20 protein-coding genes are annotated in these 19,463 nt (G+C 72.4%); 5 read left to right on the top strand and 15 right to left on the bottom strand.

The window, feature by feature from the left end; all coding sequences use genetic code 11:
* Positions 1-24: 24 nt before the first annotated feature.
* The 10 genes from F8A92_RS09205 to pdxT form a co-directional block, all read right to left on the bottom strand.
* Positions 25-489 (bottom strand): biotin/lipoyl-containing protein, encoded by a 465-nt coding sequence (locus F8A92_RS09205; RefSeq protein WP_153504863.1) that lies wholly within the window; start codon positions 487-489, stop codon positions 25-27.
* Positions 482-1,480 carry an alpha-ketoacid dehydrogenase subunit beta gene (locus F8A92_RS09200; RefSeq protein ID WP_153504862.1) on the bottom strand — a complete coding sequence of 333 codons (999 nt, stop codon included), beginning with the start codon at positions 1,478-1,480 and terminating at the stop codon, positions 482-484. The genes F8A92_RS09205 and F8A92_RS09200 overlap by 8 nt, the downstream gene beginning before the upstream one ends.
* A complete protein-coding gene (gene pdhA, locus F8A92_RS09195; protein ID WP_228389319.1) occupies positions 1,477-2,475 on the bottom strand; it encodes a pyruvate dehydrogenase (acetyl-transferring) E1 component subunit alpha in 999 nt (332 codons plus the stop codon). Before pdhA ends, F8A92_RS09200 begins: the two co-directional genes overlap by 4 nt.
* The gene (gene acsA, locus F8A92_RS09190; RefSeq protein ID WP_228389318.1) at positions 2,472-4,058 is read right to left on the bottom strand and encodes an acetate--CoA ligase; all 1,587 of its coding nucleotides are present in this window, start codon (positions 4,056-4,058) and stop codon (positions 2,472-2,474) included. Before acsA ends, pdhA begins: the two co-directional genes overlap by 4 nt.
* Positions 4,013-4,324: a hypothetical protein gene (locus F8A92_RS18995; RefSeq protein WP_228389317.1), complete on the bottom strand. Its 312-nt coding sequence runs from the start codon at positions 4,322-4,324 to the stop codon at positions 4,013-4,015. Before F8A92_RS18995 ends, acsA begins: the two co-directional genes overlap by 46 nt.
* A gap of 104 nt (positions 4,325-4,428) precedes the next feature.
* On the bottom strand, positions 4,429-5,463 hold the full coding sequence (ruvB, locus tag F8A92_RS09185) for a Holliday junction branch migration DNA helicase RuvB (protein ID WP_153504861.1): 1,035 nt from the start codon (positions 5,461-5,463) through the stop codon (positions 4,429-4,431).
* Between the two features lie 16 nt (positions 5,464-5,479).
* Positions 5,480-6,103: a Holliday junction branch migration protein RuvA gene (gene ruvA / locus F8A92_RS09180; protein ID WP_153504860.1), complete on the bottom strand. Its 624-nt coding sequence runs from the start codon at positions 6,101-6,103 to the stop codon at positions 5,480-5,482.
* Positions 6,100-6,630, bottom strand: a complete 531-nt coding sequence (ruvC, locus tag F8A92_RS09175) for a crossover junction endodeoxyribonuclease RuvC (protein WP_153504859.1) — start codon at positions 6,628-6,630, stop codon at positions 6,100-6,102. The genes ruvA and ruvC overlap by 4 nt, the downstream gene beginning before the upstream one ends.
* A gap of 80 nt (positions 6,631-6,710) precedes the next feature.
* Entirely contained in the window at positions 6,711-7,463 is a 753-nt protein-coding gene (locus F8A92_RS09170; protein ID WP_153504858.1) for a YebC/PmpR family DNA-binding transcriptional regulator, read from the bottom strand.
* Positions 7,464-7,482: 19 nt separating this feature from the next.
* Entirely contained in the window at positions 7,483-8,124 is a 642-nt protein-coding gene (pdxT, locus tag F8A92_RS09165; protein WP_228389316.1) for a pyridoxal 5'-phosphate synthase glutaminase subunit PdxT, read from the bottom strand.
* A gap of 103 nt (positions 8,125-8,227) precedes the next feature.
* Between pdxT and F8A92_RS09160 the strand changes: the two genes are divergently transcribed.
* Positions 8,228-9,241: a hypothetical protein gene (locus tag F8A92_RS09160; RefSeq protein ID WP_153504856.1), complete on the top strand. Its 1,014-nt coding sequence runs from the start codon at positions 8,228-8,230 to the stop codon at positions 9,239-9,241.
* Positions 9,242-9,338: 97 nt separating this feature from the next.
* Here the strand turns inward: F8A92_RS09160 and yczE are convergent, their stop codons facing one another.
* On the bottom strand, positions 9,339-10,031 hold the full coding sequence (gene yczE / locus F8A92_RS09155; protein WP_228389315.1) for a membrane protein YczE: 693 nt from the start codon (positions 10,029-10,031) through the stop codon (positions 9,339-9,341).
* A gap of 51 nt (positions 10,032-10,082) precedes the next feature.
* Between yczE and yczR the strand changes: the two genes are divergently transcribed.
* On the top strand, positions 10,083-11,546 hold the full coding sequence (gene yczR, locus F8A92_RS09150) for a MocR-like transcription factor YczR (RefSeq protein WP_153504855.1): 1,464 nt from the start codon (positions 10,083-10,085) through the stop codon (positions 11,544-11,546).
* Between the two features lie 31 nt (positions 11,547-11,577).
* Positions 11,578-13,305, top strand: a complete 1,728-nt coding sequence (locus F8A92_RS09145) for a cation:proton antiporter (protein WP_153504854.1) — start codon at positions 11,578-11,580, stop codon at positions 13,303-13,305.
* A 34-nt stretch (positions 13,306-13,339) separates the two neighbouring features.
* Here the strand turns inward: F8A92_RS09145 and F8A92_RS09140 are convergent, their stop codons facing one another.
* The gene (locus F8A92_RS09140; protein WP_153504853.1) at positions 13,340-14,875 is read right to left on the bottom strand and encodes a class I adenylate-forming enzyme family protein; all 1,536 of its coding nucleotides are present in this window, start codon (positions 14,873-14,875) and stop codon (positions 13,340-13,342) included.
* A gap of 55 nt (positions 14,876-14,930) precedes the next feature.
* Complete coding sequence (locus F8A92_RS09135) at positions 14,931-16,847, bottom strand: DUF2207 domain-containing protein (protein ID WP_153504852.1); 1,917 nt, start codon at positions 16,845-16,847, stop codon at positions 14,931-14,933.
* Between the two features lie 284 nt (positions 16,848-17,131).
* On the opposite strand from F8A92_RS09135, the gene F8A92_RS09130 reads away from it, so the two are divergent.
* Positions 17,132-17,389, top strand: coding sequence for an SHOCT domain-containing protein (locus tag F8A92_RS09130; protein ID WP_153504851.1), 258 nt, complete (start codon positions 17,132-17,134; stop codon positions 17,387-17,389).
* On the top strand, positions 17,386-17,934 hold the full coding sequence (locus tag F8A92_RS09125; protein ID WP_153504850.1) for a sulfocyanin-like copper-binding protein: 549 nt from the start codon (positions 17,386-17,388) through the stop codon (positions 17,932-17,934). Before F8A92_RS09130 ends, F8A92_RS09125 begins: the two co-directional genes overlap by 4 nt.
* A 56-nt stretch (positions 17,935-17,990) precedes the next feature.
* Here the strand turns inward: F8A92_RS09125 and pdxS are convergent, their stop codons facing one another.
* Positions 17,991-18,908 carry a pyridoxal 5'-phosphate synthase lyase subunit PdxS gene (gene pdxS / locus F8A92_RS09120; protein WP_153504849.1) on the bottom strand — a complete coding sequence of 306 codons (918 nt, stop codon included), beginning with the start codon at positions 18,906-18,908 and terminating at the stop codon, positions 17,991-17,993.
* Between the two features lie 64 nt (positions 18,909-18,972).
* Positions 18,973-19,449 (bottom strand): LemA family protein, encoded by a 477-nt coding sequence (locus tag F8A92_RS09115; protein ID WP_153504848.1) that lies wholly within the window; start codon positions 19,447-19,449, stop codon positions 18,973-18,975.
* Positions 19,450-19,463 lie beyond the last annotated feature (14 nt).

Here is a 19,463-nt window from a genome sequence, read left to right as displayed (position 1 = left end):
ACCGCTGACGATCGCCGGTCGCAGTCACGCCGGGCCCTGCCCCGGCGGGTCGAACCCGGCGGGGCCTTCCGGTCCACCTGCCGCCCTGAGGTACGCCGGATCTGGCGCCGGCACCTCGGACCGGTCGGCGACAGCCGGCGGCGGTAGGTCGGGCGCCGACGGAGCCAGGGACGTCGACGGCGGTGGCGGCGGCACCTCGGACATCGACGGCGGTCGCGGCGGTACGTCGCGACCCGGCTGTCCCGGGGCCGCGGCGTCCTCGCGCAGCACGGCGAGCGGCGCGCCGACCGGCACCCGTTCGCCCTCGGCGACGAGGATCCTCTCGACCGTGCCGGCGAGGAACACCTCGACCTCGATCACCGACTTGTCGGTGTCGACGTCGGCGATGATGTCTCCGCGCGCCACGTGGTCTCCGGGCCGGACGTGCCACTCGACGACCGTGCCGAAGTCCATGTCGGCGCCCAGCGAGGGCATCGTGAACTCAGCCACGGCTGCCGACCAGCCTCCGGGCGGCAGCCGCGATGTCCTGCGGCTGCGGCAGCGCGGCCTGCTCGAGGTGCGCGGCGTAGGGCACCGGCACCTCGGCGCCGCACACCCGGGCGACCGGCGCGTCCAGCTCGTAGAACGCGCCCTCCATGACGCGGGTGCACACCTCGGCGGCCACGCCGACGCTGCGCCAGCCCTCGTCCACGACGACCATCCGGTGCGTCCGGGCGACGCTCCCGAGGATCGCCGCGTCGTCCAGCGGCCGCAGGGTGCGCAGATCGAGGACCTCCGCGGAGATGCCGTCGGCCTCGAGCAGCGCTGCGGCGCTCAGCGCCTTGGGCAGGCCGCCGCCGTAGGCGCAGAGGGTCACGTCCTCACCGGGGCGGCGCACGGCGGCCTCGTCGATACCGACCGGGCCCGCGTCGTGGGCCAGCTCCCCGCGGGCCGGGTACAGGGCGCCGTGCTCGAAGATCAGCACCGGGTCCGGGTCCTGCAACGCCGTCCACAGCATGCCGCGGGCGTCTTCGAGGGTGCCGGGAGTGAGGACCCGCAGGCCCGGGATGTGCGCGTAGAGGCCCTCGAGGCTGTGCGAGTGCTGGGCGGCCAGCTGGCGTCCGGCGCCGGTCGTCATCCGGATCACGATCGGGACGTTGAGCTGGCCGCCGGACATGTGCAGGAGCGTGGCGGCGTTGTTCATGATCTGGTCGAGGGCGAGCAGGCTGAAGTTGACCGTCATGATCTCCACGATCGGGTGCATCCCGCCGAGCGCCGCACCGATGCCGGCACCCACGAAGCCCGCCTCCGACAGGGGCGTGTCGCGGACCCGCTCGGGCCCGAACTCCTCCAGCAACCCGTGGGTCACCCCGAAGCAGCCGCCGTACCGCCCGACGTCCTCGCCCATGACGAAGGCGAGCGGGTCGCGCTGCAGGGCGTCGCGCAGGGCCTCCCGGAACGCCTCGCGGAAGGTCGTCTCGACCGTCGCCGGGGAGCTCATCGCACGCGCCGCCGGTAGACGTGGTCGGTGAGCGCCTCGACCGGCTCGAGGGTGCCGCGCTCCGCGAAGGCGACGGCGTCGTCGATCTCCGCGGCGACGTCCCTCTCGAGCGCGTCGTGCTCGGCCCGGTCCAGCAGACCCAGGTCCTGCAGCGCGGCGGCGAAGGTCTCCACCGGGTCACGCTGCTTCCATCGCTGGACCTCGGCCTTGGGGCGGTACAGCTCGGGGTCGTACATCGAGTGCGCGCGGAATCGGTAGGTCCGGAACTCGACGAAGGCGGGCCCGGCGCCGGCGCGCGTCGCGGCGACCGCCTGGCCGGCCGCTGCCCGGCAGGCCAGCACGTCCATCCCGTCGGCCGCCCACGTGGGCACCGCGTAGGACGCCGCCTTGGCGGTGAGGTCGGTCTGCGACTCGGAGCGGGTCAGCGCGGTGCCCATGGCGTAGAGGTTGTTCTCGCAGAAGAACACCACCGGCAGGCGCCACAGCGCGGCGAGGTTGAGCGACTCGTGGAAGGCGCCCTCGGCGACCGCGCCCTCTCCGAAGAAGCAGGCCGATACCCGGTCCCTGCCCTGCAGCTTGTCCGCCAGGGCGAGCCCGACCGCGATCGGGATGCCACCGGCGACGATCGCATTCCCGCCGTAGAAGCGGGCGGCGAGGTCGAACAGGTGCATGGACCCGCCGTGCCCCCTGCTGCAGCCCTCCGCCTTGCCGTACATCTCGGCGAGGATGGACGCCGCGGGCACACCGCGCACCAACGCGTGGCCGTGCTCGCGGTACGTGGACACCACGGCGTCGTCCGGCCGCAGCGACTGCATCGCGCCCACAGCCACTGCCTCCTCGCCGATGTAGACGTGCATGAAGCCGCGAATGCGTGCCGCGCTGTACAGCTCGATGCAGCGCTCCTCGAAGCGCCGCACCCTGAGCATGCCCTTCAGCAGCGCGTGGGCCTCCTCGCGCTCCAGCGAGCTCGGATCGGCGGACGGCGTCGTCGTCACGGGGTACCGCCTTCCTCCAGGGTGGACAGGTCACCGGCCGGCAGCCCGACCTCGCGGGAACGCAGCAGCCGGCGCATGATCTTCCCGCTGCGGGTGACCGGCAGCGCGGTGACGATCTCGATCTCGCGGGGCGCCACGGCCGCCCCGAGCCGAGACCGGCCGAACCCGACGAGCTCGCGCACCAGGGCCGCATCGGCCGCCGTACCGGGACGCAGGACCACGAGGGCCTTGACGATCTCCCCCGCCACCGGATCCGGCTTGCCGATCACCCCGGCCTCGGCGACCGCGGGGTGCTCGGCGAGGGCGCTCTCCACCTCGAAGGGGCCGATGAGGTGGCCCGAGGACTTGATGACGTCGTCGGAGCGGCCGTGGAACCAGAAGTAGCCGTCGGCGTCCCGGCTGACGAGGTCCCCACTGAGGTACCAGCCGCCGACGAAGCACCGGGCGTACCGCTCCTCGGCGCCCAGGTAGCCGCGGAACATCGAGGGCCATCCGGGCCGGAGGGCGAGCTCGCCGACCTCACCGGCCTCGACCTGCTCGGGCCGCCCGTCGCCGTCGTCGACGCCGTCCGGGCCGCGGCGAAGCACGGCCGCGGTCACCCCGGGCAGCGGCCGCCCCATGGAACCCGGCTTGATGTCGGCCACGGCCGTGTTGGCGATCATGATCCCGCCGGTCTCGGTCTGCCACCAGTTGTCGTGGACCGGCAGCCCGAAGGCCTGCACTCCCCACATGACCGCCTCCGGGTTGAGCGGCTCCCCCACGCTCGCCACGAAGCGCAGCGCCAGATCGCTCTTCTCCCCCGGCGCACCCAGGCGCATGAGGCGGCGGATCGCCGTCGGCGCGGTGTACCAGACGCTCACCCGCTCCTCGCGCAGGATGCGATACCACCGCTCGGCGTCGAAGTCCGCCTCGTCGACGACGCTGGTGACACCGAGCGAGAGCGGCCCGACGATGCCGTACGAGGTGCCGGTGACCCACCCGGGATCTGCGGTGCACCAGTAGACGTCCTCGGGATGCAGGTCGAGGGCGAAGCGGGCGGTCGCGTGATGCATGACCACGGCCTCGTGCACGTGCACCGCGCCCTTGGGTGCGCCGGTCGTGCCGCTGGTGAAGTGCAGCAGCGCCGGCGATTCGGGGTCGGTCGGGCCGATGGCGTACTCCGCGGGTGCCTCCTCGGGCAGCGGCTGGAGGGACAGCGTCCCCTCGGGCAGCGGCTCCCCGGGCTGCAGGTCGGTGAGCAGCACGTGCTCGAGGGCGGGTAGCTGCTCGCGTACGCCGGCGACCTTGCGCTCGTAGAGCTGGCGGGTGGTGATCAGGACGCGCCCGTTGCCGATCGCCATCCGCTGGCGCACCGGCTCCGGACCGAACGCGGCGAACAGCGGGCAGAACACCCGTCGCGCCTTCAGGGTCCCCATCGCGGCGACGTAGAGAGCCGGCACCCGCCCCAGCAGCGCGAAGACCGCGTCGCCCGGCTGCGTACCGAGCCGGTCGAGGACCTGGGCGAAGCGGTTGGTGCGCGCGCGCAGGTCCGCGTAGGTCAGCTCGGCCCGATCACCGCGCCGTCCCAGCCAGCGCAGGGCCACCCGCTCGGCGTGCGGGCCGGCGGCGTGCCGATCCGATCGACCGCTTCGTGCGCGATGTTCAGCCCGCCGGTCGGCAGCCCGTCGAGCCATGACCGGGCCGCGTCCCAGGAGAAGGCGTCGTAGGTCTCGGGAGTCAGGTTGGGCGCGACGCGCCAGTCCGACGGCTCCTTGCGGATCGTCGGGTACCGATCGCGGCGCCGCTGGATGGGCGCGTGGCTCCCTCTGGGAGGCTGCGCCGTGGTGTCGCTCTCGCTGGACCCCGACATCTCGATGCCTTCGCTCCTGCTGCGTCGCTGGTTGCCACGCTACGAGGACCAGGACCCGCCGCACAGAGCCGAAGGGCCCGAGGCGATCGCACCCGGGCGACCGATCAGAACAACGCGGTGTCGTCGCGCGGCATGGCGACGCCGACGTGCGCCCAGGCGGCGCGCGTGGCGATGCGGCCGCGCGGCGTGCGGGCGAGCAGGCCGGCGCGCACGAGGAAGGGCTCGGCGACGTCCTCGACCGTCTGCACCTCCTCGCCGACGGCGAGGGCGAGGGTCGCGACGCCGACCGGTCCGCCGTTGAACTGCCGGACCAGCGCCTCCAGCACCAGCCGGTCGAGCCGGTCGAGGCCGAGCTCGTCGATGTCGTAGACGTCGAGGGCCGCGCGGGCGACCTCGCGGCTCAGGTGGCCGTCGGCGCGGACCTCGGCGAAGTCGCGGGCGCGGCGCAGCAGCCGGTTCGCGATGCGGGGGGTGCCGCGGCTGCGCCGGGCGATCTCCGCCGCGCCAGCCGGGTCGATCTCGATGCCCAGCAGACCGGCGCTGCGGCCGATCACGTGCTCGAGCTCGGCGTCGGTGTAGAAGTCCATGTGCGCGACGAACCCGAACCGGTCACGCAGCGGACCGGTGAGCAGGCCCGAGCGGGTCGTGGCGCCCACGAGGGTGAACGGGGCGACGTCGAGCGGTATGGCGGTGGCGCCCGGGCCCTTGCCGACGACGACGTCCACGCGGAAGTCCTCCATCGCGATGTACAGCAGCTCCTCGGCGGGCCGCGCGACGCGGTGGATCTCGTCGATGAACAGCACGTCGCCCTCGTCGAGCGTCGAGAGCATCGCGGCGAGGTCGCCGGCGCGTTCGATCGCGGGGCCGCTGGTCACCCGGATCGCGGCACCCAGCTCCGCGGCGATGATCATCGCCAGGCTCGTCTTGCCCAGTCCGGGTGGGCCGCTGAGCAGGATGTGGTCCGGTGGCTGGCGGCGCGCCTTCGCGCTGTCGAGGACGACGGCGAGCTGCTCGCGCACCCGCACCTGTCCGACGAAGTCGCCGAGCGTCTTCGGCCGCAGCGACGTCTCGACGTCCCGCTCGTCGATGCCGGCGTACGGCGAGACGATCTCGGGAACGTCCTCGGAGGGCTCAGTCATGGCGCACCCAGTATGCCTACCTGCTCAGGGAGCGCAGCGCGGCCCGCAGCAGGACGGCGACCTCCACGCGACCGTCACGCTCCATCGCCTCGGCGGCCATCGGCTCCAGCGCGGCCACGGCCTCGTCGGCCTCGCCCGACGACCAGCCCAGCCCGGTGAGGGCGCCGAGCAGCTGATCGCGCCACGGGGCGACCGGCGCGACGGGGGTGGGCGCCGCGCCCGGCGCCGACGGGGCGCTGAGCATGCCGATCCGGTCGCGCAGGTCCAGCACCATGCGCTCGGCGCCCTTCCTGCCGATGCCCGGCACGCGCGTGAGGACGCCGATCTCGCCCAGCGCGATCGCCTGGCGGACCTCGCGCACCGGCATGGTGGCCAGCACGGCCTGCGCCACCTTGGGACCGACGCCGGTCGCGGTCTGCAGCAGCTCGAAGAGCTCGCGCTCGTCGTCGCCGGCGAAGCCGAACAGCGTCAGCGAGTCCTCGCGCACGACCAGGCTGGTCGAGACGCTCCCGTGCTCGCCGACCCGCAGCCGGGCGAGGGTGCCGGGCGTGCACTGCACGAGCATGCCGACGCCACCGACCTCGATGACCGCGGACGTGTCGCTGAGGCTGCGGACGGTGCCGCTCACGGAGGCGATCATCGGCGCACCGCTTTCGCGCCGGCCGCGGCCAGCGCGGCCTGGTAGCGCCCGACGGCGGCCCCGCGCCAGATGTGGCAGGTGGCGATCGCGAGCGCGTCCGCGGCGTCCGCCGGCTTGGGCGGCGCCGGCAGGCGGAGCACGCGGGTGACCATCAGCTGGACCTGCGCCTTGTCGGCGCGCCCGGAGCCGGTGACGGCCGCCTTCACCTCCGACGGCGTGTAGAGGGCCACCGGGATGCCGGCCTGCGCGGCGTGCAGCAACGCGACACCGGCGGCCTGCGCCACACCCATGACCGTGCGGGTGTTGTGCTGGCTGAACACCCGCTCGACCGCGATGCAGTCCGGACGGTAGATCTCGATCTGGTGCAGGACGGCGGACGAGATCAGCGCGAGGCGTCGAGCGACCTCCAGATCGGCCGGGGTCCGCTCGACGGCGTGGTGCAGGTGCACCAGCGGCTTCCCGGCGCGCCCCTCGACGACGCCGAAGCCGCATCTGGTCAATCCCGGATCGACTCCGAGAACTCTCATCGGCCGCCCTCTCGTCGCACACGTGTACGAGGATCGAGCGTAGGCCATGCCGGACGCCGTACGCGTCCAACACGCCGCGATCAGGAGTCGATCTGCGCCATCACGTCGTCGGAGACGTCGAAGTTCGCGTAGACGTTCTGCACGTCGTCGCAGTCCTCGAGCGCGTCGACGAGCTTGAAGACCTTCTCGGCCGCCTCGGCCTCCAGCGGCACGCTGACGCTGGGCAGGAAGCTCGAGTCGGCCGAGTCGTAGTCGTAGCCCGCGGACTGCAGCGCCTCGCGGACCGCCACGAGGTCGGTCGCCTCACTGACCACCTCGAACGACTCGCCGAGGTCGTTGACCTCCTCGGCGCCGGCTTCGAGCACCGCCTCAAGGACATCGTCCTCGCTCAGGTCGTTCTTCGGAAGGATCACCACGCCCTTGCGGCTGAAGAGGTAAGAAACCGAACCCGGGTCGGCCATCTGGCCGCCGTTGCGGGTCATCGCCGTACGCACCTCGCTCGCCGCGCGGTTCTTGTTGTCGGTCAGGCACTCGATGAGCATCGCGACGCCCGACGGCCCGTAGCCCTCGTACATGATGGTCTGCCAGTCAGCCCCGCCGGCTTCTTCGCCGGCGCCCCGCTTGCGCGCCCGCTCGATGTTGTCGTTGGGCACCGAGGTCTTCTTGGCCTTCTGGATCGCGTCGAAGAGCGTCGGGTTTCCATCCGGGTCACCACCGCCGGTGCGCGCCGCGACCTCGATGTTCTTGACCAGCTTGGCGAACAGCTTGCCGCGCTTGGCATCGATCACGGCCTTCTTGTGCTTCGTGGTCGCCCATTTGGAATGTCCGCTCATGGACACGTCCCCTCATGCGTTATGCGGTGTCGATCGGTGACGCAGGTGCGGTGCTCGGCGCGCCTTCGCGGACCAGCGACACGAAGTACTCGTGCACGCGCAGGTCGCCGGTCACCTCCGGGTGGAAGGACGTCGCGACGAGCGTTCCCTGCCTGACAGCGACGATTCTACCGGCCGCCGGGCCGCTCTCGACGCGCGCGAGCACCTCGACGTCCGCGCTGACGGACTCCACCCACGGCGCGCGGATGAACACCGCGTGGAACGGCGCGCCGCCGATCGTCGCGATGGCGACCGTGGCCTCGAACGAGTCCACCTGCCTGCCGAACGCGTTGCGGCGCACGACCATGTCGATGCCGCCGACCGTCTGCTGGCCCGCCATCCCGTCCTCGATGCGGTCGGCCAGCAGGATCATCCCGGCGCACGAGCCGTAGGCCGGCATCCCGGCCGCGATGCGCTCGCGCAGCGGCTGCATCAGGCCGAAGGCGCGCAGCAGCTTGTCGATGGTGGTCGACTCGCCCCCGGGCAGCAGCAGGGCGTCGACGTCCGCCAGCTCGCTCGGTCGGCGCACCGGCACCGCCCGTGCCCCGCACACCTCCAGCGCACGCAGGTGCTCGGCGACGTCGCCCTGCAGTGCCAGGACGCCGATGGTGGGTGTGCTCACAAGACCTCCGTCGTTCGGGTTTCGCGCCACCACGGTAGTCCAGCCTGCGCGTGCGCCCCCGGCCTCCCGCTCGGCAGCATCGAGCGACCGATACATTGCCGGAATGCCATCCACGACGAACGACGAGCGCACATGGCGCGCCGTCGCCGAGCTCTACCACGCGTTCTTCACCGGCATCGTGCTCGCGTCCTCGTCGCGGCTCGGCGGGCAGCGGGCCGCCGATCTCGTGTTCGAGGTGTTCAGCCGGCAACGGGAGCAGAAGTTCGTCGCCGGGCTGCAGAAGCTCGGGCTCGCCGGCCAGCCGGACGCGGTCGCGGCGGCGAAGTACCACTACCTCTCCAACTGGATCGGCGGCGTCAACGTCGAGTTCATGCCCGAGTCCGACCGCAAGGCGTGGATCCGGTACGGCACTCCGCGCTGGGTGTGGGAGGGCTCGGCGCTGTGCGGCGTCCCGCCGATCGTCTCCGAGGCGATGCTGCGCGGCTGGCACGCCCGCAACGGCGTCGCGCTGGGCAATCCGCGGCTCGGCTTCGTCTGCACCAAGCAGGCTGCCGACGGCGACAGCGCGCTCGAGGGCTACTACTTCGAGTACGACGAGCCGCTGGAGCCGCACCAGCGGCTGCGCTTCGACCGCACGCAGGACGCCCCCGACTTCGACCCGGCGCTGGCGCCGGCCCTGCCGACCGAGCAGTGGCCGAGCGAACGGCTGGCCAAGGCGCACCGCAACTACGCGATGACCTACCCGCAGACCGCGGTCGGCACGGCGATCGACCTGTGGGGCGAGGAGCAGGCCGTCGCGGTGATCGGGCTGGCGGCCAAGCAGATCGGCATGCAGTACTACCCCACCGTCTGCGCGATCCTCGGCGCGACGCCGGACGGGTCGGCGCACAGCGCGGCCGACATCCTCGCCGCCCTGCTCAGCGGTCACGGCACGTCCGCGTCGGTGGAACGGGCCGCCGCCGGCGCCACGGTGACCCAGGAGGCTCCCGTCTTCGTCGGCCCGGGCGCGCACCCCGCGGTCGACCGGATCTGGGGTCGGCTGTTCGAGGGTGCGCTGGCCACGCACAACCACCGGCTGCGGCTCGAGCGGGACGGCCTTACCTGGCGGATCCACTAGCGACGTACGACGCGCGAGCCGCGAGCCGCGTCTTCTGCGGTGGAGTAGGTCACGGTAATCGCCCGATAGCGTGCGCCACTGCCCCGCAGAACCGAGGTCAGTCGCCCTCGGCGTACGCCGTGGCACCGCGCGGCGGACGGTCGACGGCCACCATCGGCAGGAACCACTGCACGAGGGGGCCGATGCTCAGCGCGAACAGCACCGTGCCGAGGCCGACGCCGCCGCCGAGCAGCCAGCCGGCGACCAGCACGGTCACCTCGACGCAGGTGCGCATCAGCCGCAGGGAGCCGAACCCGCGCGCGTGCAGGCCGGTCATCAGCCCATCCCGCGGACCGGGACCGAAGCCGGCCCCGATGTACAGCGCGCCGGCGAACCCGACGCCGACGATCCCGATCGCCAGCTCGGGGATGCGGACGGCGAGCAGCCGGCTCTCCGGCAGCACCGCGAGCGTCAGGTCGGCCATCACGCCGACCCACAGCGCGTTGGCGAGCGTGCCGAGGCCGGGGCGCTGCCGCAGCGGTAGCCACAGCGCGATCACGAGAACGCCGACGATCACGAGAATCGTTCCGAACGTGAGACCGGTGCGCTTCGCGAGGCCCTCGTGCAGCACGTTCCACGGGTCCAGCCCCAGGGCGCCGCGGACCTGCATGGCCATGCCGACGCCGTAGAGGGACAGCCCGGCGAACAGCTGCGCAAACCGCCGCGGCCGGCGACCCGTTGGGATCGGCAGCAGCCATCGGCTCAGACCGGCCCGGCGGTGTGGTGTCGTCGTCGTCACGGTGACGATCATGGCAGCGGATTGGACTTGCTTTACATAGCCAGTTCGCTGAAAGTGGCTCATATGGTGAGCAGTGTCCGGCCGTCCGCGACGGCGTTGGCGCAGATGATCGGTGGCTGGCAGGGCCGCCCCGGACCGGCCTACCGTGGCCTCGCCGCAGCGATCCGGCAGAGCGTGCTCGACGGCCGCCTCGCCATCGGCGCCCGGTTGCCGGCCGAGCGAGAGCTCTCGCGGGCCCTGGGCGTCTCGCGGACCACGGTCGCCGGCGCGTACTCCGCGCTGCGAGACGACGGGTGGCTGGCGAGCCGCCGGGGCTCAGGCAGCGTGGTCACTGCCGGCAGCGGCAGCTTCTACGACAGTGGCCTGGTGCCGGTCCGCCGCCCGGCGGACCCGGAAGCCGACATCATCGACCTCACGACGGCCGGGCGCGCCGCTCCCGACGATCTCCTCGATGCCGCGATCGACCGCGCCGTGGACCGGATGCGCGGCCTCTACCGCACCGACGGCTACTTCCCGCTGGGCGTGCCGGAGCTGCGCGAGGCGATCGCGGCCCGCTACGTGGCCGCCGGCGTCGAGACCAGCGCCGATCAGATCCTCGTCACCAACGGCGCGCAGCACGGGTTCTCGCTGGCGCTCGGCGACCTCACGCACGCGCTGGACCGGGTCATCGTGGAGTCGCCCACCTATCCCATGGCCCTGGACCTGATCCGGCACACCGGTCGCGTGCCGAGCCCCGTCGGGCTGCTGCCGGACAACGACCAGCCGTGGATGCACGACCTGCTCCGCTCGGCCTTCCGGCAGAGCGCCGCGAGCACGGCGTTCCTCATGCCGGACTTCCAGAACCCGACCGGTGCGCTCATGGACGCCGAGACGCGGGCGCTGGTCATGCAGCTCTCGGAGGAATCCGGGACCGTGGTGATGGTCGACGAGTCGTTCCGGCTGATGGCGCTCGAGGAGCGGACGCTGCCGCCGCCGATGTCGTACTTCGACGCCCGCAACTCGGGCGTGTCCATCGGGTCGCTGTCCAAGCCGGTCTGGGGCGGCCTGCGTATCGGGTGGGTGCGCGCGGGCAGCGCTGTGGTCGGGCGGCTCGGCGTCGCCCGCGCCCTCGGTGACATGTCCGGACCGCTGCTCGACCAGCTGATCGCGGTCGAGATGATGCCGGACCTGGACGCGGCCGCCCGGCGGCAGGCGGCCCGGATGCGGGAGAACTTCGACGTGCTCCGCGCGGCGCTCGCCCAGCAGGCGCCGTCCTGGGAGGTCATCCGGCCGGCCGGCGGCGCGACCGTGTGGGTACGGCTTCCGCAGGCGGTCGCCACCGACGCGGCGCGGCTCGCGCCCCGGCACGGGGTGCTGATCGTGCCCGGGACGCGGTTCGGGCCGGACGGCACGATGGACAACTACCTGCGCATCCCGCTCACGCCGCAGACCGAGCGGCTGCGCGCGGCGATCCCGCGGATCGTCACCGCGGTGCAGGCCGCGGAGGCGACCGACGTACCTGCGCGGGTAGCCGGCTGGCTCACCTGAGCCAGCGCCTCGTCGCCGATAGCATGCGCGCATGCATCATGTGACCACGCAGTGGACCTTCATCCTGGTGGTCGGCATCATCCTGATCGGCGCGGTCGGCTACTTCGCGGGGAAGATCGGGGTCGCCGCTCCCCTGCTCCTGGTGGTCGCCGGCGCCGTGCTGAGCCTGATCCCCGTCGTCCCCGACTTCTCGGTCTCTCCCGAGGTCATCCTCACGGTGCTGCTGCCGCCCCTGCTGTACTCCGCGGCGCGCAAGGTTCCCGCGGTCGACTTCCGGCGCAACCTGCGGGTCATCGTCTTCCTGTCCGTCGCGCTGGTCGCGATCAGCGCCGTCGCCGTCGGGCTGGTGGTGCACGCGATCTGGCCGACAGTGGGGCTCGCGCTCGCCATCGCGCTCGGCGCCGTCGTCGCGCCGCCGGACGCCGTCGCGGCGACCGCGCTCGGCAAGCAGCTGGGTCTCCCTCCGCGGGTGCTCACCATCCTGGAGGGTGAGGGCCTGGTCAATGACGCGACCGCGCTGGTGCTGCTGTCGACCGCGCTGAGCGCAGCGGCGGGTGCCGGCCAGGGCGTGAGCGTGTGGGGAGCGGTCGGCGCGTTCGCGTGGGCGGTCACCGGTGCGGTCCTCGTCGGCGGTCTGGTCGGGCTGCTGGTGGTGCAGGTGCGGCGCGCTCTCGTCGATCCGGTGCTGGACGCCGCGCTGTCGGTGGCGACCCCGTTCATCGCGTTCCTGCCCGCCGAGGCCGTCGGCGGCTCCGGGGTGGTGGCGGTGGTCGTCGCCGGGCTCGTGGTCGGCAACCGTGGCCAGTCGCGGATCCGGGCCGCGCACCGCCTCACCGAGGCCTCCACCTGGAACACCTTCACGATGATCGTCGAGAACGGCGTGTTCCTGACGATGGGCTTGCAGCTGCCCGGCGTGATCGCGGCGGTCGACGCGCGGAACCTGCACATCGTCGAGGTCGTCGGCGTCGGCGCCCTCGTGGCGGTGCTGCTGGTGGTGGTCCGGTACGCCGTCCTGCCGCCGCTGCTGCTGACCCTGCGGAGGGTGGCACGCGAGCGCGCCCGCCGGTACGCCGCCATGGGGGAGCGGCTGGAGGCCATCACCGAGGTGCCGCCCGGCCGCGAGGGCCGCCTGGAGCGCATCCGGGCGGCGTACCGCCGCAAGCAGAACGACCTCTCGGCGCTTCGCGACCAGGCCCTGGGGTGGCGGGACACCGCGGTCATCGGATGGGCCGGGATGCGCGGGGTGGTGACGGTGGCCGCCGTCCAGACGCTTCCCCGCGAGCACCCGTACTACACGGAGCTGGTCCTGGTGGCGTTCACCGTCGCGACCCTGACGCTGCTCGTCCAGGGCGGCACGCTGCCGCTGCTGGTGCGGGTGCTGCACCTGCAGCGCGACACGCGAGCCCGCGATCGCGAGGAGATGCTGGAGGTCATCTCGGAGATGACGGACGTCGGCGTCCAGGCCATCACCGAGGCGGCGACCGACCGGGACGCCGATCCGCACGCCGTCGAGCTCGCGATCCGGCGCACGACCGCGCGCCGCCCGTGGTTCGCGCACGCGGTCGAGGTGGACCCCGACGACCCGGACAACGACGTCGCCCAGTTCGTGGATCTGCGCCGTTCGGCGCTGGCCGCGCAGCGCGTGTGGCTGGCCGAGACGCGGCGCGAGGGCCGGCACTCGTCGGACTCGATCGCCCGGGCGCAGCGGCTGGTCGACCACGACGAGGTCGCGCTCGCCGCCGAGTCCGAGGAACGCTGAGCCGGCACTTCGACCTGCGGCTGAATCCGGCAGGTCAGCGCAGTGGCTTGCCCCAGGGCGTCGAGGTACGCAGCCCGGGCTTGAGCACCTTGCCGCCCGGGTTGCGCGGCAGCGGCTCGCCCGCGATGTGGATGTACTGCGGGATCTTGAAGTCGGCCAGCGTGCCGCGCAGGCTGTCCGCGATCTCGGCCGGGTCGAGCGTCGCTCCGGGAGCGGGAACGATCACGGCGCCGACCTTCTCCCCCATGACCTCGTCGGGCACCGCGATCACCGCGGACTCGGCGATCCCCGGGATCGCCGCGAGCGCGTTCTCCACCTCGACGCAGTACACGTTCTCCCCGCCGCGGTTGATCATGTCCTTGGCGCGATCGACGATGTATACGAAGCCGTCGTCGTCGATGCGGGCCAGATCCCCGGTGTGCAGCCAATCGCCGTCGAACGCGTCGAGCGTGGCGTCGGGCTTGTTCCAGTAGCCGGAGGTGATGTTCGGGCCCCGCGCGAGCAGCTCGCCGACGCCGTCCTCGTCCGGCTGGTCCACCGCCAGGTCGACCACCGGGCAGGCGAACCCGACGGAGTCGGCGTGGTCGGCCGCGTACTCATCGGGCAGCACGGTCATCAGCGACGCCGACTCGGTCATCCCGAACCCGTTCTTCAGCCCGGCCTTCGGAAACGCCTCGCGCAGCTGGTGCACCAGGGCCGGCGCGATCGGTGCACCGCCGTAGCCGACCCAGCGCACGCCGCTCATGTCGTAGCGGGGGAAGTCGGGGCTGAGCATCAGCAGCTTGTAGATCGCCGGCACGGTGGTGATCGAGGAGATGCGCTCGGAGCCGATGAGCTCCAGAACGGTCAGCACGTTGAGCTCGGGCAGGATCACGCTCGTTCCGCCGACGTACATCGACACCAGCAACTGGCTGTTGCAGCCGGTGACGTGGAACAGCGGCACGGAGATGAGGGTGCGGTAGTCGGCCCCCTCGCCACGGCCGATGCCCAGGCCCCGGCACATGTTCTCGCAGTTGGTCAGGAATGCCTCGTGGGAGGTCTGGGCGCCCTTGGGGCGCCCGGTGGTACCGCTGGTGTAGAAGATCGCCGCCAGGTCGTCGTGCTCCTTGCCGGGCGCGATGTACGGATCGCCGTCGGGCAGTGGCTGCCCCGCGTGGAAGACATAGCTGGCGCCGCAGTCCTCGACGACGTAGTCGATCTCCGGCTGCGCGAACCTGGTGTTGACCGGGACGGCGACGGCACCGGACAGCAGGATGCCCCAGAACGCCAGTACCCAATCGTTGCCCGCCGCGGTGAGGATCGCGACCCGGTCGCCGTCCTTCACCCCGGCGGCCCGCAGGCCGCCGGCGACGCGTGCCGCGCGATCCCACACGTCGCGGAACGTCAGCCGGCCACCGCCCACCTCGACGACGGCCTCGGCGTCCGGGGCCCGCTCGACCGCGCCGAGAAGCATGTCGATCAGCGAGTCGGGCAGGCCTTCGTAGTGGGCGATGCCGTCCGCGTCGCGTACGACGCCGTCAAAGCTCCAGGGGGCCTTGCCACGCGGGGCGGGGGTGATCTCGTCGGCCATCGGGTCTCCTTCCAGGGGGTTGCGCCCTACCCTATGCGGCCCGACGTGGCGCGGATCACCAGGATCCGCCGCCGCCGCCTCCGCCTCCGCCGCCGGAGAAGCCACCGCCACCGAAGCCGGAGAATCCCGAGCTGCCGGGGCTCGACGCGCTCGGCACCGGGGTCGGCGGCGCAGCGGCCGAGCCGATGTTGTGGTTCAGCGCCGAGATCCAGATGTAGGAGTGCAACGGATCCCACGGCCCGTAGTACCAGCCCGGTTGCGACGGGATGCGGCCCGCGGCGCTCAGCTCGGCGCACACCCGCGTCCACCGCTCCGTCACGTCGAACACCACGGCCCACGGCAGGTACTTCGAGAAGATGTCCTCGCCCTCCTCGAACCGCAGCTGGTCGGCCTCCGCGGTGCGCAGGTAGATCTCGAACCCGTCCACCTGGTCCATCACCGCGCGGCCGACCGCCGTACGGCCCTGCCCGCGCCCGGTGCGCGAGATCGCCAGCAGCGCCGCCCCGGCGACGATGCCGACCACACCCCAGAACCCGACGCCGGTCCCGGGCAGCCCCGAGGCGTAGCGGTAGACCGTGTAGATCAGCAGGGCTGCGCCGCCACCCAGGAGCAGCAGCCCGAGGCCGCGCAGTCGGCGTCGCGTGCCACCGAGCTCCCGGGTGAACCACCTGCGCCGGTCGACGATGTCGCCCAGCTGGCGCCGCAGGGTGCGACCCGGCTTGTACAACGGCGGGTCGACGCCGGGAGCGACGTCGCTGGACAGCGAGATCTCGTCGGAGTCCTCGAACAGCTGGCTCAGCAGCGTTTTCTCGTGCGGGTACGCCGTGCGTGCCGGGTCGACGAGCTGCAGCGACCGGCTCTCGCCGGCCGACCCGCCGCCGATCACGCGGACCGCCCCGCGTTGGGCGAGGTCGAGGATGGTGGCCGAGAGCTGGTCGGCGTCCGGGCCAGGACGGCGCAGGTAGCTGGCCTCGGCGGGGCTGACCCCGCGCGGGGGCGAGAACGCGACCGGCGGGATGACCGAGCCGTCGTCGGGGACGACGCCGACGCCGTTCCCGCGGGTCTTGAGGTCGCGCTCGTCGGGCACCACACCGGGCGGTACGCCGGCGAACCGCTTGTCACGGCTCTCGCGGCGGGTGTAGATGCCGTAGCCGGCGATCGCGGCGACCACGACCGCCCCGATCCCGGCGTTGACCGGAGTGAAGCCGTTCTGGTTGAGGAAGGTCGGTCGGTCCTCGAGGATCTTCTCGGCGCTGACCTTGGCGGGATCGATCCCCACGTCGATCGTGAGGCCCCACTGCTCGCCGCTGGAGACGGTGCTCTGCGTGAAGGACGCCGTGCCGTCGGAAGCGGTGTTCGCCTGGTCGCACGGGTCGGAGGTGCCCTGTGCGCCGGCCCAGCAGGCGACCTGGGTGGCCCCGCCAGGCACGCGCACCGTCACGTCGACCTTGTTGATCTGGGCGTCCCACTGGTTGCCCGTGGCGTTCCAGTAGAACTCGGTGTCAGCGTCCTGCTGGGCGTTCAGTGCCCCGGCGACGTCGTACTTCAGCACGTAGGTCTCCTGCGCACCGACGGTCGCGCTCGCCGAGCCGATCCGGTACGAGTCGTACTTCGTGCGGCGGTCGTGGCTGTACTTCTCGGTACGCGTGGTCTCGGTGGACGCACCGGTCGGCGACGTGATCTCGAGGTTCGAGATCTCGTACACCCGGTCCTGCGTGTCGTCGTACTTCACGCGCGTCAGCAGATCCCGGTAGATGCCGTGCCGCCCGGAGCCCGCGAACACATAGTCGATCGTCTCGGTGACGTGGACCGTGCCGTCCGCGTCGATCACGTAGTCGATGCCGTACGACGTGATGTGGTCGCCGTACTCCGCGCGCGCGGGCGACGCCGCCCCGACGATCGCCAGGACCACCATGGCCAACAGCAGGCCGATCGCCGAGCCCGCACGTCGCAGGCGCACGGCGGCGGTCATGCCGCCACCCGGCTCTCGGCTCGGCGGCGGCTCGCGCGTGCGCGCCGCGGACCGTCACGGCGGGGCTGGATCGCCGCGGCCACCGTCCGTCGTGTTCCCAACCCGCACCCCCGGCTCCGGGCCGCCGCGCTGCCCCATCCGGGGTCCAGACCGGCGACCGCTGGCGATTCTATGCCGACCGGTGACGGCACGGAAGCGAGCCGGCCCGAGCCCCGGGACGGGCCGATAGGCCCTGTCAGCGCACCGGCCGCGGAGGAGACTGGAGGCAGAGGAAGGAGACGGCGATGATGTACGGCTGGTACGGAGACGGCGGGGTCTGGGGATGGATCGTCATGGGCCTCATGATGCTGCTGTTCTGGGGAGGTCTCATCGCCGTCGTGGTGCTGCTGCTCCGCGGCCTCCGCGGCCTCCGCGGCGGCCACGACCCGGGTTGGCCCCGGCATGACGACCCGGAGCACATCCTCGCCCAGCGGTTCGCGCGCGGCGAGATCGACGAGACCGAGTACCGGGCACGCGTCGAGGTCCTCAGGAAGAGGCCGTGACGCGGTGGCGGACCGCGACCGTCGTCCTCGCCGCCGGCGCGGCCGTGCTGCTCACCGCCGCCTCCCTGCTGGCCCTCGCCCTTCTGGGACCAACACGCGGCGGCCGCGGGCCGGCACCCCCGTGCGCCGCCCCCGCCCTCTCGGGCACGACCGTGCATGTCGCGCTGACAGACCGGGGCGGGATGATGGGCGGTCCGATGATGGCCGGTGCGGCCCGCGTCACCGCCGACCGGACCATCGTGCCGCACGGCAAGGTGTCCTTCGCCGCGACCAACACCGGCCGGCTGCCGCACGAGCTCGTGGTCCTGCCGCTCCCGACGGGTCAGCCGGCCGGCGAGCGGACGACGGGCGCCGACGGGCGGGTGGACGAGACCGGCGCGCTCGGGGAGGCCTCCGCCGCCTGCGCGGACGGTGCCGGCGCCGGCATCCCGCCGGGCGCCTCCTCGTGGACCACGCTGCAGCTGCCGCCCGGCCGGTACGAGCTGATCTGCAACTACCCGGGCCACTATCTCGCCGGCATGCACACCATGCTCGAGGTCACCTGAGCCCTCCGCCCGCCGAACGTCCGATTCGGGGGCGGGGGCTCCTCGTCGATAAGGCGTTACCAGCCGCGCTCGGCGAGCCGGTGCGGCTGCGGGATCTCCTCGACGTTGATGCCGACCATCGCCTCGCCGAGACCGCGCGAGACCTTGGCGATCGTGTCGGGGTCGTCGAAGAAGGTCGTCGCCTTGACGATCGCCTCGGCGCGCTGCGCCGGGTTGCCGCTCTTGAAGATGCCCGAGCCGACGAACACGCCGTCGGCGCCGAGCTGCATCATCATCGCGGCGTCGGCCGGCGTGGCGATGCCGCCCGCGGTGAACAGCACGACCGGCAGCTTGCCGGCCTGGGCCACCTCCGCGACCAGCTCGTACGGCGCCTGCAGCTCCTTCGCCGCGACGTACAGCTCGTCCTCGCGCAGGCCGCCGAGCCGGCGGATCTCCGCGGTGATGGTGCGCATGTGCGTCGTCGCGTTGGACACGTCACCGGTGCCCGCCTCGCCCTTCGAGCGGATCATCGCCGCGCCCTCGGTGATCCGCCGCAGCGCCTCTCCGAGGTTGGTCGCACCGCACACGAACGGCACGGTGAACTGCCACTTGTCGATGTGGTTGGTGTAGTCGGCCGGGGTGAGCACCTCGGACTCGTCGATGTAGTCGACGCCGAGCGACTGCAGCACCTGCGCCTCGACGAAGTGGCCGATGCGCGCCTTGGCCATCACCGGGATCGACACCGCCTCGATGATCCCGTCGATCATGTCGGGATCACTCATTCGGGATACGCCGCCCTGGGCGCGGATGTCGGCCGGCACCCGCTCGAGGGCCATGACGGCGACCGCGCCCGCGTCCTCGGCGATCTTCGCCTGGTCGGCGGTGACGACGTCCATGATGACGCCGCCCTTCAGCATCTGCGCCATGCCGCGCTTCACGCGGGCGGTGCCGGTCCGCTGGTCGGTCTGCTCGGAGGGGATCTGGTTCTGCGTCACGAGGGTCCTTTGAACGAATGGGGGCGACCCTCCAAGTCTACGTCGCGGCCCGCGGGCGCGGACCTCAGCGGCGCCCTGTTCCGGGTGCGTCGTCGATGTCGAAGTACGGCGGGACCGGAGTGGCGCGTCCGAGGCCGAGCAGCCGCGGCAACCGCTGGGCGCGTAGCGCGTTCGCCGCGCGGACGGCGTCGTTGTAGAAGGTGCGGGCCACCTGCACGCCTGAGCATGCCTCGGCCAGCCGCTCGTCGACGTGCTCGGCGGGCAACGCCGCGATCAGTGCCGAGATCTCGTTCTCCGCGCGCGCGCGTTCGTCGCGCCGCGCATCGAGGGCTGCGGTGACGACGGGGTGCACCCCCGATGCGATGGGCATCTGGTCGTGCGTCACCTCCCGGAGGGCCGAGGCCCGGCGCACGAGCTGCGCGTCCAGGCTCTGCCACGCCGCCTCGCATCGGGCACCGAGCCGCTCGATACGCATCGCCGTCCACGTCACCCACGCAGTCAGCAGGACGAGCGCCACGAGGGCGAGGATCAACCAGAGCACAAGGACCAAGGGTA

The organism is Cumulibacter manganitolerans (genome assembly GCF_009602465.1).
GTDB lineage: Bacteria > Actinomycetota > Actinomycetes > Mycobacteriales > Antricoccaceae > Cumulibacter > Cumulibacter manganitolerans.
The sequence above is the reverse complement of the archived record's forward strand: the minus strand, read 5'-3'. Positions and strand labels throughout refer to the sequence as shown.